Here is a 12,719-nt window from a genome sequence, read left to right as displayed (position 1 = left end):
TGGCGCTGCCCAATCGCGAGATGGCGAAGCTGTCCGAGACAGCCGCAGCAGCAATCGTGGCCCTACGATCAAACCGCTAGGCGGAAGTCACCTTCGAGCTACCTGTGGTGCTCACCGGACGGATACGTTCGATGACATGCACGCGTGGCTGAAACGGGAGCGCGCCTCGCTCAGCAAATCGTCCGAGGTGATCGAGCCGATCGATTACATGCTGAAGCGCTGGGATGGCTTTGCCCGTTTCCTCGACGATGGCCGGATTTGTCTCACGAACAATGCGGCCGAGCGCGCGCTGAGAGGAATTGCCCTCGGGCGTCGAAACTGGACCTTCGCCGGTTCCCAGCGTGGGGCCGATCGTGCCGCCATCATGCTCTCCGTCATCACGACTTGCCATCTCAACGACGTCGACCCAAAGGCGTGGCTCGCCGATGTGTTTAGCCGCATCGCCGATCTTCCCGTCTCCCGCCTGCACGAACTGCTGCCGTGGCAATGGAAGACACACAAAGGGACGGCTATTGCGGCGGCCGCGTAAACAGCTCCCGGAACAATGCTTCCGAACGCGCCAAGCCTTCATCGGTCAGGATCAATGACTTCGACTTGTTGACTGGGTCGCCGATTAAGCCCTTCTTGTGAAGCCGATCCGTCGTTGCCCAGTCGAAGCCCTTCCAGGCACAGCGTTCGTTATGAAGCGTCAGCCATAGCAGCGCCAAAACCGCATCGTCGATCTTGTCCTCATCGATCTCCATGAACCCACGTTACCACGCGCGGCGCTCAAAATCCTGCGGCCCTGCTCGGATGGATACAGAATATCCGTCGTTGAAGTTGATGAAGAAAAAGCGATCTTCCTCACCGATGAGCGAAGCTATGAAATCATTCTCCTCCTCCGAACCGATTGTAGCGAGGTGACCGCCGCAGCGCTTCGCGGCCATATTCGCCGAGTTCCATGTTCCCCATTGTGCCTGTATCACCAGGTACATATGGCCCCTGAACGAGCCGTAGACCTTCTCCTGCCATGGGTCGCATTCAATGGCCTTCCAGACGCGCTGATCGGTTTCGAGGCCGACAAAATCCTTCGGTAGATACCGCCGCGCTTTGGGCGAAGAATAAAGACCGTCGGCAGCACTGACCACATTGATGCCAAGCGCCTTGGCGGTCGATTCACCAAAATAGCCCGTTTGCGTAAGTCCAGCGGCTTTCTGGTAGTCGTTTATGGCCCTTCGGGTCTGCGCACCGAACACTCCGTCGGCGCTTCCCGTGTCATAGCCCTTCGCGGCAAGGGCCAGCTGGATCTCGGTTCGCTTGGCCTTGTCAGGGACAAGTTCGTTCTCGCGTTCCTGCGGCGTTGACGAGGACGGGGAAGAAGCCGCGTCAGGTTCCATCACCGCCAGCATTTGCCGGGCGACATCGGCGCTTTCGCCATCGCGATGTTTTGCGAGAAAGAACGTCCATACACGCGCAGTGTTGATCCGCAGCGCCTTCTGAAAGTCTGCTTCGGCCGCCACAGTTTTCGGATCTGTCACCGGGGCGGCAACTGGTGCCTGCTCTGATTGTTGCAAGGCAGGCCCGAAGTAGAATTCGAGCGAGAGCGAAGACAGGATCTGCGGCGATTGCTTGCCGGCAGTTGCCTCTCTCACGTCGCGGATGACCCGCTTGAACGCTGTCCCAATCTCAAGGCCTGGGCTCGCCAGGTGGCTGACGAGCGCCTGAGTGAATGGCGAATTCTCGCCGCGTCCGTCAGATGCGACTTGCCCGGGTGCCGCTGCAAAGGCGACCATGGTGCCGGCACTTTCCGTCTCAATCGGGGCCAGTCCCCGCGTCGCAAGGCTTCGGGTTGCACCTTCGATTTCTTCGTTGAGCCGGTTGGCAAGCGGATTGTTGCGGCAGGCGTCCAGAAAGACGAGCGCGATCTTTGCCTTCGTCTCGATCGCACGCACCACATCGGCAAGTGCGAGGGTCTCGGCATGAACGTCGAATTCGTTCGCAAGCTTGGCGTTGGTGGCGACGAGATAATTTTCGCCGCGAAGCTGCATGCCGTGACCGGCATAGTAAAAAAGCGCTACGTCGTTTGCCGCTATTCTGCGCGAAAAGCGCGAGACCGCTTCGGCCAACTGGCTGCGGTTCACGTCGATAACGATGTCAGCATCAAATCCTTGGGCGGAGAGGAACGCTCCGAACGCGCGCGCGTCGCGAGAGGCGTTTGGAAGCGAACCGGCGGCTTCGTATGTCGAGTTTCCAATGACGAGCGCCAGGCGTCGACCGCTTTCGGCTGCAAACGCATCAGTGGACGCGATCAGAGTGAGTGCAAGCAGGGATAACCATGAAAACCACATTCGCATCGTGCTCGCCTCTCCCCAAGGCCGTCACAGAATCGAACGTTTGATATCGCTTGAATATTCCCCGCAACCGGCGGACTGGGGTATTCGCTTCAATTGGCTGCTACTCGATATTGCATATTAGCAATTGGTGTTGTTTGGGCAAGCACCCGCATGCCGCTCGCCAAGAGGATCGCATTGACGACCTATCAGGCCTCATTCAACTAAGTTGCAGACAATATTCTTGTGAAAAACCGTTCCTTGGGGCACAATTTATAAACGCAACTGAAACTGCGGCGCTCCCTGAAATCCGGCCATCAAGCGCCGCGGAATAGTTCGCGCGGGAGAGGCTGCGTCATGGGCCAGGGGTTCTTCCTTCTGTTTGCTGCGGGGGCCGTGGTTACCGCCCTTACGGTCGTCCTGGCTCGGAACCCTGTTCATAGCGCATTGGCGCTGATGGCGTGTTTCCTGCAAATCTCGGCAATCTTTGTCCTGCTTGAAGCGCCGCTCCTCGCAGTCGTGCAGATCTTCGTCTATGTCGGCGCCATCATGGTCCTCTTCCTGTTCGTGATCATGATGATCGACGTGCGCGAAGCGGTACTGCAGCGGTTTGTGCCCGGGCGAAATCTACCCGCACTGACCCTCCTCGTCCTGCTTGGGGTCGAGATGCTTGCGCTTGTGCTCTGGAGCGGCCGCTTTTCGGCGGTTGAGCCCGTCGCGTCGCGCGGTGGCGACCAGGTGAGGCAGCTGAGCACGGTCCTTTTCGCTGATTATCTCCTGCCGTTCGAAGTCGCTTCGATCATTCTTCTCGGGGCACTCGTTGGTGCCATCGTGCTCGCCCGGAAGGAGACCGGGTGATGGTTCCGCTCTGGTGGTACATTTCGCTCGCCGTGATCCTCTTCGTGATCGGAGCCGCGGGTGTGCTGCTGAGGCGCAACATCCTGGTCGTGCTGATGTCGCTGGAGCTTATGCTCAACTCGGTCAACATCAATTTCATCGCCTTTGGACGGTACTACGGTGACTTTCGCGGGCAGATCGTCGCGATCTTCGTCATCGCCATCACCGCGGCGGAAGTTGCCGTCGCCCTCGGCATTCTGGTCGCCCTCGTGAGGAACAAGCCCACCCTCAAGATCGACGACGTGACGACGATGAAAGGATAGCGGCTTGGATCCGGTGCTTTCAATCCGGCCGCTACTTGCCGTCGCCGTCGCAGGGCTGGCGGCACTGGCAGTTCTCGTTTTGAACAAGCACGACAAAATCCGGGATGCCGTCTCGCCGCTTGCTGCGGTCGTCATGTTCGCGATCGTCATCTCGATGGCACCCACGGTGCTTTCGGGTGGTACGCTCGATCTCCGCCTGTTCGAGATCCTGCCGGGCATCGCCTTCGCCTTCCGCGTCGATGCGCTCGGCATGGTGTTTGCCACCGTTTCCTCGCTCCTTTGGATCGTCGCAGCGGTCTATTCCATCGGCTACATGCGGCACCTGAACGAGCACGCGCAGACCCGCTTCTTCGCCTGCTTTGCCACCAGTCTCGCCGCCGCCGTCGGGGGTGCTTTCGCGGCCAATCTGTTCACACTGGTGATCTTCTACGAGGTGCTGAGCCTCGTGACCTATCCGCTCGTCTACCACCACGAGGACGAAGAGGCCTGGGCAGGCAGCCGAAAGTATCTCGTCTACCTGATGGGCGCATCGAAAAGCGTGCTTCTTGCCGCGCTGGCGCTGACCTACCAGATTGCCGGATCGCTCGACTTTGTGCCCGGGGGCCTGATGGCGAGGGTGGACGCCTCGGCGCCGCTGCTGACGATTGTCTATTTCTGCTACCTTTTCGGCTTCGCCAAGGCCGCCGTGATGCCGATGCACGCCTGGCTGCCCGCCGCAATGGTTGCACCGACGCCGGTGAGCGCGCTCTTGCATGCAGTGGCCGTGGTCAAGATGGGCGTGTTTTGCGTGTTGCGCTTGGTGTTCGATGTCTTCGGCGTGGATCTGGTCGCAAGGCTGGGGCTCGGCATCGCAACGGCCTATCTCGTCTCCTTCACCATCCTTATGGCGTCGATCTATGCTCTGACCCGCGACGACCTGAAGGCGCGGCTTGCCTATTCAACGGTGAGCCAACTCTCCTACGTGGTGCTGGGTGCCGTGCTTTTGTCTCCGGTCGCGATGATCGGCGGCATCATTCATATCGCCGTGCACGCCTTCTCCAAGATCACGCTCTTCTTCTGCGCCGGATCGATCTACTGCGCCTCGGGAAAACGAAACATCAGCGACATGGCCGGCATCGGTCGACGGCTGCCCTGGACGATGGGAGCCTTTTTCGTCGCTTCGCTGAGCATGATCGGCGTGCCGCCAACTGCGGGCTTCGTCAGCAAGTGGTATCTTGCGCTCGGTTCGGTCGAAGCAGGCGAGATGGCTTTCCTCGTCGTCCTCCTGGCAAGCTCGGTCCTCAACGCCGCCTACTTTCTGCCGGTGAGTTATATCGCCTTTTTCGGAACAGAGGCGCCGGGAGAGGCAGAACCTGTCCGTGAAATTCCGCTGGTAACGATCCCGCTGGTGGCGACCGCTGCCCTGTCGGTGCTGATGGGCATCTTCCCAGGTTATTTCATCGCCTTGGCGGAAGGAGTGGTCAGATGATCAGGCACATCGTCGATTTCTTTGGCGACGAGCGCTATGCGCGGCCTCGCCGCCGGTTGTTCTATCTCGTGCTCGTTCTGATCGTCGCCGCCGATTTCCTGGTTCCGCGCGACCACGCCGAATATCTGTGGGACCGCTTGCCCGGCTGGTCGGCGGCTTATGGTTTCGGCTCCTGCGTGCTCATCATTTTCGTCTCAAAGTTCCTCGGCCACCAAGTCGGCCTCATGCGGCGCGAGGACTACTATGATTGACTTCGTCCATCCCGGCATCCTGTTCATTCTCGGCGCCGTGCCAATCCCGTTCCTGAAGGGATCGGTCCGCAAGGTCTTTCTCGTGCTCGTTCCTGCTCTGGCCATCGTCGCGGTGTTGACGATGGAGCCAGGCAGTTATGGCGCGGCGCGCGTCTTCGGGCAGGAAATCCTGTTTGCAAAGGTCGACAAGCTCAGCATCGTCTTTGCCACCGTCTTCACCATCATGGCGCTGATCGGCATGGTTTACGCGCTGCATCTGCCGCGGGCAGGTCAGCATGTGGCGGCCTTCGTCTATGTCGGCAGTGCGCTCGGTGTGGTGTTTGCCGGTGACTATCTGACCCTCTACCTCTTCTGGGAGGGCATGGCGTTCGCCTCTGCCTATCTGGTCTTCGCGCAAGGGGGCGAACGCGCGATCCGTGCGGCCTTCCGCTATCTGATGGTGCACGTCACGGGCGGCGTCGCTCTGCTTGGTGGCATCGTGCTCCACGGGTTCGCCGCCGGTTCGTTGCTCTTCGGTCCGATCGCCGGAGGCGGTGCCGCGGGAGCAATGGATATTGGCGGCTATCTGATCCTTGCGGGCTTTTTGTTGAATGCCGCGGTGCCGCCGCTGAACGCCTGGCTGACGGACGCCTATCCCGAAGCGACCGTTACAGGGGCGGTGTTCATGAGCGCCTTCACCACCAAGACGGCCGTCTACGTGCTGGCGCGCGCATTCCCGGGGACCGAGCTTCTCGTCTGGCTCGGTGCTGTGATGGCACTCTACGGCGTCATCTACGCGGTGCTTGAGAACGACTGTCGGCGGCTGCTTGCCTATCACATCGTCAGCCAGGTGGGTTACATGGTGGCGGGCATCGGGATCGGCACTGAAATGGCGGTAAATGGAGCCACCAGCCACGCCTTCGCACACATCCTTTACAAGGCGCTTCTCTTCATGGGGGCAGGGGCGGTGATTGAGGTCACCGGACGGCGGAAACTGACCGAGCTCGGCGGGCTCTACAAAACCATGCCGCTGACGGTCGCGCTCTATATGGTTGGCGCCTTCGCGATCTCAGCCTTTCCGTTCTTCTCGGGTTTCGTCACCAAGTCGATGGTGATCGCCGCCGCCGGTCAGGATCACAGGGCACTCGTGGTTCTGGTACTCACGATGGCATCGGCAGGCACGTTCCTGCACACGGGCCTCAAGCTACCGTACTACATGTTTTTCGGGCCTGATCGAAAGCTGGAGGCGCGCGAGCCGCCCAGTAACATGCTGGTTGCGATGGGTATGGCGGCACTGCTTTGCATCGCGATTGGTGTGTTCCCGGGACCGCTCTATGCGCTCCTTCCCTATCCGGTCGCCTTCGAGCCCTATACGGGCGCGCATGTCACCGAGAGCCTCAGTCTGCTGATGTTTACCGCACTGGGCTTCGTGCTCTTCCTGAAAGCGCTCGATCCGGAAAATACCATCAGCATCGATACGGACTGGTTCTACCGCAAGGGCGCGCGAGCCTTCCTGTGGCTCGCCGAGAAACCGCTGGCGCGATACGAAAAGGCAGTGAGCAATGTGTCCGACGCTCTGGTCCTGCCGCTCCTGCACGGGACGGCGCGCGCCGGACTGCGGGTGGATCTAAATGGCGTCGATGCGGCGGTGAACGGGCTTGCCCGCGCCATCCTTGCTGGCGGCGGCGCGTTGCGGCGGTTGCAGACCGGCATGGTCACCCACTACGCGCTGGCGATGATCGCCGGCGTGATCGCGGCGATCACTGTTTTTGCCGTCGTGTGGCAGTAGGGGGTGTGATGGCGTTCCCGCTGCTCAGCCTGATCGTCTTCATACCTGCCGCCGGGGCGGCGGTCGTGATGCTTCTGCGCAGCGACGAGGCGGTGCGGTGGGCAGCGCTCGGCTTCACCTTGCTCGACGTGGCGCTCGCCATTGCGATGCTGTCCGGTTTTAATACCGCAAGCTCAGAGATGCAGTTCGTCGAGAAGCACCCGTGGGTGCCGGAGCTTAGCATAACCTTTGCGCTCGGCGTCGACGGGATCAGCGCGCTCTTCGTGTTCCTGACCGCGCTTTTGGGCTCTGTCTCGGTGCTCGCCTCATGGGTCGCCATCGACCGCAAAGTGAAGCAGTTCATGGTCTGCCTGCTCGCCATGCAGACCCTGATGTTGGGTGTATTCACGGCGCTCGACCTGTTTCTGTTCTATGTCTGCTGGGAGGCGATGCTGATCCCGATGTATCTGATCATCGGGGTCTGGGGCGGCGATGGCCGGGTCTATGCGGCGTTCAAGTTCTTCCTCTACACCCTGGCGGGCAGCCTCCTGTTCCTGATCGGCGTCATCGTTCTTTACTTCGAGGGTGGCAGGACGTTCGACATCCTCGCCTTGATGGCACTCGACCTGCCGTTCGACATTCAATCCTGGCTGTTTTTTGCCTTCCTCGTCGCATTCGCGGTCAAGGTGCCGATGGTCCCGCTCCATACCTGGCTGCCGGACGCCCATGTGCAGGCTCCGACGGCCGGCAGCATCATCCTCGCCGGTGTACTCCTGAAGATGGGGGCCTATGGATTTCTGAGGTTCTCGCTGCCGATGTTGCCGGAGGCTTCAGTCTATTATTCGACCTTGATGATGGCTCTCTCGGCACTCGCGATCGTTTATGGCGGGCTGCTTGCCTTGGCGCAGGACGACTTGAAGAAGCTGGTGGCCTATTCCAGCATCAGCCATATGGGCTTCGTGACGCTTGGGATTTTCGCCCTCAACCCGCTCGGGCTTCAAGGCAGCATCCTGCAGATGTTCAATCACGGCGTGACGACCGGCGCGCTCTTTCTGTTCGTCGGCCTGATCTACGAGCGGACGCACACCCGCAGCATCGCCGACTATGGCGGCTTGATGAAGGTGGCTCCCGTTTACACCGGATGTCTGGCGCTGTTCGTGCTGTCGTCGATGGCGTTGCCGGGAACGAACGCGTTCGTGGGCGAGTTGCTGGTGCTATCGGGCGGGTTTGCGGCCAACCTCACCCTTGGCGCAGTCGCCGTATTGGGCGCGTTGCTGAGCGCGGCCTATCTGCTTGGCATGTATCGGAAAGTCGCTCTTGGTCCGCCGACCGTCGGCGCGCGGTTCAAGGTTCGTGACGTCAACGGCCGCGAACTGGTGGCGATCCTGCCGCTTGCCGTCTTCGTGCTTTGGGTCGGGTTCTACCCCAAGCCCTTTCTCGCCATCATCGACAGCTCGGTCACGCATCTTTTGCAGCAGGTCCACGACAGGGGGAACGGCCCATGACCGCCGCAGCGCTCCTTGCGTCGATCCTTGTAAGCCTGCCCGAAATCATCGTGATTGTCGGGTCCTCAATCCTGTTGATTGGCGGGCAACTCTTGCCGAAGGGAAAGGACGCTCTTCTTGTCTGGGCGTCGATCGGTGTGGTGCTGGTCGCTGCGGTGGCGACATTCACGCTGTCAGGAGGGGCCGAGCCGGCCTATGCGGGCATGTTCGTGGCCGACCCCTTCTCCATCTTCTTCAAATCGCTGTTCTACCTGTCGATCCTGCTCACGTTCCTGCTCTCGCGAAATTATGCCGATATCGAAGGGATCGGCGGCAGCGAATACTATGTGCTGCTGCTGCTTGCGCTTGCCGGCATGATGATCATGGCGTCTGCGACCGATCTCCTGTCGATCTATGTCGGCCTCGAACTGATGGTGCTGTGCACCTACGTGCTGACCGGCTTCCTTCGGCGTGAACAACGCTCAAACGAGGCGGCGCTCAAATACGTCATCCTTGGCGCCGTCTCGACCGGGATTTTTCTTTACGGCGTCTCGCTGGTCTATGGCCTTACCGGTACGACGCAACTGGACCGGATGGCGGCGGCAGTCAGCAATGATCCGCTCGATCCGGGTTTGCTTTTGGCGGTGGTCTTCATTGTCGCCGGACTGGTCTTCAAGATCGGCGCAGTGCCGTTCCACATGTGGGTGCCGGATGTCTACGAGGGTGCCCCGACGACGATTACCGCCTTCATGTCTGTCGGGCCCAAGGCGGCAGGCTTCGCGGTGATCCTCAGGGTGTTCCTCAACCCGTTGGTCGCAAGCTCCAACGTCTGGATCATATTGGCCGTTATCGCGGTGGTGACGATGGCGCTCGGAAGTTTCGTGGCGCTGGTGCAGGATAACTTCAAGCGCCTGCTCGCCTATTCCAGCATCGCCCATGCCGGCTTTGCCATTTTGGGCATCGTGGCCGGCGGTGCAGACGGGATCGCCAGCGTGATGCTCTACCTTCTGATTTACACCTTCATGAACCTCGGCATCTTCGGCGCCGTCATCATGATGCGCAACGGCAATTTCTCGGGTGAAGTCATTGAGGACTATTCCGGCTTCGCCAAGCTGCATCCGGGGCTGGCGCTGTTGATGTTGCTCTATCTGTTTTCGCTGGCGGGCATTCCACCGACAGCAGGCTTCTTTGCAAAGTTCTACGTGCTGGTCGCGCTCGTCGAGCGTGGTTTCGTCCTTTTGGCCGTGATTGCGGTGCTCCTGAGCGCCGTCGCCGCCTATTTCTACATTCGCATCGTGATGGTGATGTTCATGCGCGAACCGGTGCGGGCGTTCGAGCCAGCCCTGACGCCCCTGGTCGGTGCCGCACTCGCCGTCACCGCCGCCGGCACGATTGGCATCGGCCTGTTTCCGGCGTGGTTTCTGAAGCTCGCCCAGCAGTCGGCCTTCGGCGGCTGAGCGATCGCATTTGCATTGGCCTATCCGACAGAATAAACTAGCAGTTTAGGAAAGGAATGCCCTTAGCCGCCTACTGGGCGGCCGCGTTACCGGCCCGAAAGAGCCGATCGCGGCTTGAGCAACGCCCCCGATGGTGACCGGGCTGCGCGATATGTCTGCAGCGGATTTCCTGCCGGTTCTTTTCATGATCGCCGGAATTGTTCTGGTGGTGGGGGCGACGCTTTTTGTTTCCTCGCTACTGCGGCCGTCCAATCCCTATCCCGAAAAGAACATGCCCTATGAATGCGGCATGGACCCGGCAGGCGAGGCAGCCGGGGGACGCTTCAGGGTCCAGTTCTTCATCCTCGCGATCCTCCTGGTCGTCTTCGATGTCGAGGCGATGTTTCTCTTCCCCTGGGCAGTCGTCCTCAAAGAGATTGGTCTCGTCGCTTATCTCGAAATGTTCGTCTTCATCGTGCTGCTTCTCGTGGGTTTTGCCTACGCCTGGCTGAAGGGAGCGCTGGAATGGGAGGAGTAGGAAACACGATCCAGGATAGCGTACTGTTCACCACGGCCGAGAGCGTCATCAATTGGAGCCGAAGGTCGGCCCTGTGGCCCGAGACCTTCGGCATCGCCTGCTGTGCCATCGAAATGATCTCGGCGGGGTGCGCGCGCTACGACCTCGACCGGTTCGGCGTGGTGTTTCGCCCTTCGCCGCGGCAGTCCGATGTGATGATCATCGCCGGCACGGTGACCCGGAAGTTCGCGCCCGTCGTGCGCCGGCTTTACGATCAGATGCCGGAGCCGCGCTGGGTGATCGCCATGGGGACCTGCGCCATTTCAGGGGGCGTCTACAACACCTATGCGGTGGTGCAAGGGTCTGAAACCTTTGTGCCAGTCGATGTCCATGTGCCCGGCTGTCCGCCACGGCCCGAGGCGCTGATGCATGGCTTCCTGCTATTGCAAGAAAAGATCAAGAAGTCCCGCGCGCTCGCCGGAACACCTCTCGATCGGGTGGGGGCATCATGAGTGTCGAACCGTCTCTCAATCGCGCCTTGATCCTGGAGCGCTTCGGGGAAGCGATCGAGGATCTCGGAACTGCGCATGGCATTGATGTCTTTGTCGTTCCACCCGAAAAGATCGTCGAGTTCTGCCGGTTCCTGAAGGACCAGCCCGAGTTCAGGTTCAACTTCCTTTCCGACATCTGCGGCGTTGACCATTATCCCGAAACGCCGCGCTTTGAGGCGGTGTACCATCTCTATTCGCTGCCCAACCGGTGGCGTGTCCGCATCAAGTGTCGGCTTGGCGATCCGCCCGAGGTTGCCTCGGTCACCGGGGTCTGGCGCACGGCCAACTGGCATGAGCGCGAGGCCTGGGACATGTATGGCATCCGGTTCCAGGGGCATCCCGATTTGCGCCGGATCTATATGTGGGAGGGCTTCGAGGGCTTTCCCCAGCGCAAGGACTTCCCGCTTAAGGGGTACAAGGACAAGCTGAACCCCTTTGGGGCCGAAGGTCCGCCGCCGACCCAGCCCGACCTCGCCACGCGGAACATTCCATAGGAGGAAAGGTGCGGGCGGTTTCCTTTTGGACCGATCCGAAATCACATGAACCACGGAGACCGATCGATACCGGAAAGTTGAGATGACCGAAGTCACCGAGCTCACGAGGCCGGAAGGAGAAGCGCTCAACAGCAAGGAAGTGCTTCTCAATCTCGGACCCCAACACCCCAGCACCCATGGGGTCCTCCGGCTCGTGCTCGAACTGGACGGCGAGTATGTCAAGCGGGTGGACCCCCATATCGGCTACCTGCATCGCGGCACGGAAAAACTGGCAGAAAGCTTTACCTATACGCAGATTTTCCCGCTGACCGATCGGCTCGACTACCTCTGCCCGCCCTCGAACAACCTGGCCTTCGCGCTCGCGGTGGAGAAGCTGCTCGGCATCGAGGCCCCGATCCGGGCGCAATATATCCGCGTGATGATGGCGGAACTCGCGCGCATCTCCGGTCATCTTTTGATCACCGGCGCGCTGCCGATGGATCTCGGCGCCATGACCGCGCTGCTTTACGTCATGCGCGAGCGCGAAATGATCATGGATCTCCTCGAAATGGTCACCGGTGCGCGCATGCACACCTCCTTCTGCCGGGTCGGTGGGGTGCGCGAGGACCTGCCTGACGGGTTCTTCGCAAAGATCAGGGAGTTCTGCGACATCTTCCCAAACCGGATCCGCGACTATGAGCGGCTGCTCGAAGACAACCGGGTGTTCCTCAAACGCACCCAAGGGATCGGCGTCATCACCGCCGAAGACGCCATTGATCTCGGGCTCAGCGGTCCGAACCTGCGTGCTTCCGGTGTCGACTGGGACATCCGTCGTGACGAGCCCTACGAGATCTACGACCGGATCGATTTCAATGTGATCACGCGCGACGAAGGCGATTGTTATGCGCGCTGGCGCTGCCGGGTCGATGAGATGCGCGAAAGCATGCGGATCATCGAACAATGCATTGAGCAGATGCCCGAGGGGCCGTTCCAGGTCGACATGCCAACGATTGCCTTCCCCGTCGACAAGGAACGGGTGCATTGCTCGATGGAGGCCCTGATCCAGCATTTCGACCTGTCGGCCTATGGCTTCAGCGTGCCGAAGGGCGAGGTCTATTCGGCAATCGAAGCGCCCAAGGGGGAGCTCGGCTTCTACATCATCAGCGACGGGTCGCCGAAACCGTTCCGCATGAAGGTCCGGGCACCCTCGTTCGTCAACCTTCAAGGGGTCTTCGGCGTCACGAACGCCCGCTATCTGGCGGACATGATCGCCGTGCTCGGCAGCCTCGATCCTGTGATGGCGGAGGTCGACAAGTAGCGGAG

General features: G+C 60.5%; 14 protein-coding genes. 12 read left to right on the top strand and 2 right to left on the bottom strand.

Annotation, left to right across the window (positions count from 1 at the left end):
- Window positions 1-67 precede the first annotated feature (67 nt).
- On the top strand, window positions 68-529 hold the full coding sequence (locus IB263_RS31970) for a transposase (protein ID WP_371814288.1): 462 nt from the start codon (window positions 68-70) through the stop codon (window positions 527-529).
- Here IB263_RS31970 and IB263_RS31965 read toward each other — a convergent pair.
- Window positions 510-743 carry a DUF6429 family protein gene (locus IB263_RS31965; protein ID WP_192439505.1) on the bottom strand — a complete coding sequence of 78 codons (234 nt, stop codon included), beginning with the start codon at window positions 741-743 and terminating at the stop codon, window positions 510-512. The genes IB263_RS31970 and IB263_RS31965 overlap by 20 nt on opposite strands.
- A 9-nt stretch (window positions 744-752) precedes the next feature.
- Window positions 753-2,333, bottom strand: a complete 1,581-nt coding sequence (locus IB263_RS31960; protein WP_192439504.1) for a caspase family protein — start codon at window positions 2,331-2,333, stop codon at window positions 753-755.
- Window positions 2,334-2,666: 333 nt separating this feature from the next.
- Here IB263_RS31960 and IB263_RS31950 point away from each other — a divergent pair, with 333 nt between their 5' ends.
- From IB263_RS31950 to nuoD, 11 genes are all read left to right on the top strand, one after another.
- Window positions 2,667-3,167: an NADH-quinone oxidoreductase subunit J gene (locus IB263_RS31950; protein WP_192439503.1), complete on the top strand. Its 501-nt coding sequence runs from the start codon at window positions 2,667-2,669 to the stop codon at window positions 3,165-3,167.
- On the top strand, window positions 3,167-3,469 hold the full coding sequence (nuoK, locus tag IB263_RS31945) for an NADH-quinone oxidoreductase subunit NuoK (RefSeq protein ID WP_029742540.1): 303 nt from the start codon (window positions 3,167-3,169) through the stop codon (window positions 3,467-3,469). Before IB263_RS31950 ends, nuoK begins: the two co-directional genes overlap by 1 nt.
- A gap of 4 nt (window positions 3,470-3,473) precedes the next feature.
- Window positions 3,474-4,937 (top strand): monovalent cation/H+ antiporter subunit D family protein, encoded by a 1,464-nt coding sequence (locus tag IB263_RS31940; protein WP_060607649.1) that lies wholly within the window; start codon window positions 3,474-3,476, stop codon window positions 4,935-4,937.
- Complete coding sequence (locus tag IB263_RS31935) at window positions 4,934-5,188, top strand: hypothetical protein (protein WP_029742542.1); 255 nt, start codon at window positions 4,934-4,936, stop codon at window positions 5,186-5,188. Before IB263_RS31940 ends, IB263_RS31935 begins: the two co-directional genes overlap by 4 nt.
- Window positions 5,181-6,956, top strand: a complete 1,776-nt coding sequence (locus IB263_RS31930) for a Na(+)/H(+) antiporter subunit D (RefSeq protein ID WP_192439502.1) — start codon at window positions 5,181-5,183, stop codon at window positions 6,954-6,956. The genes IB263_RS31935 and IB263_RS31930 overlap by 8 nt, the downstream gene beginning before the upstream one ends.
- Window positions 6,957-6,964: 8 nt before the next feature.
- Window positions 6,965-8,440 (top strand): NADH-quinone oxidoreductase subunit M, encoded by a 1,476-nt coding sequence (locus IB263_RS31925; protein WP_192439501.1) that lies wholly within the window; start codon window positions 6,965-6,967, stop codon window positions 8,438-8,440.
- On the top strand, window positions 8,437-9,876 hold the full coding sequence (locus IB263_RS31920; RefSeq protein WP_192439500.1) for an NADH-quinone oxidoreductase subunit N: 1,440 nt from the start codon (window positions 8,437-8,439) through the stop codon (window positions 9,874-9,876). The genes IB263_RS31925 and IB263_RS31920 overlap by 4 nt, the downstream gene beginning before the upstream one ends.
- A gap of 151 nt (window positions 9,877-10,027) precedes the next feature.
- Complete coding sequence (locus tag IB263_RS31915) at window positions 10,028-10,393, top strand: NADH-quinone oxidoreductase subunit A (protein ID WP_029742550.1); 366 nt, start codon at window positions 10,028-10,030, stop codon at window positions 10,391-10,393.
- Window positions 10,381-10,884 (top strand): NADH-quinone oxidoreductase subunit B family protein, encoded by a 504-nt coding sequence (locus tag IB263_RS31910; RefSeq protein ID WP_034796776.1) that lies wholly within the window; start codon window positions 10,381-10,383, stop codon window positions 10,882-10,884. The genes IB263_RS31915 and IB263_RS31910 overlap by 13 nt, the downstream gene beginning before the upstream one ends.
- Window positions 10,881-11,417 (top strand): NADH-quinone oxidoreductase subunit C, encoded by a 537-nt coding sequence (locus tag IB263_RS31905; RefSeq protein ID WP_113135616.1) that lies wholly within the window; start codon window positions 10,881-10,883, stop codon window positions 11,415-11,417. The genes IB263_RS31910 and IB263_RS31905 overlap by 4 nt, the downstream gene beginning before the upstream one ends.
- Window positions 11,418-11,499: 82 nt before the next feature.
- A complete protein-coding gene (gene nuoD / locus IB263_RS31900) occupies window positions 11,500-12,714 on the top strand; it encodes an NADH dehydrogenase (quinone) subunit D (RefSeq protein WP_192439499.1) in 1,215 nt (404 codons plus the stop codon).
- Window positions 12,715-12,719: the final 5 nt, after the last annotated feature.

Origin of the sequence: Ensifer sp. ENS03 (assembly GCF_014852035.1) — a bacterium.
GTDB classification, from domain to species: domain Bacteria; phylum Pseudomonadota; class Alphaproteobacteria; order Rhizobiales; family Rhizobiaceae; genus Ensifer; species Ensifer adhaerens.
Note: the sequence above shows the minus strand (reverse complement) of the source record. Positions and strands in the feature narration are given on the sequence as shown.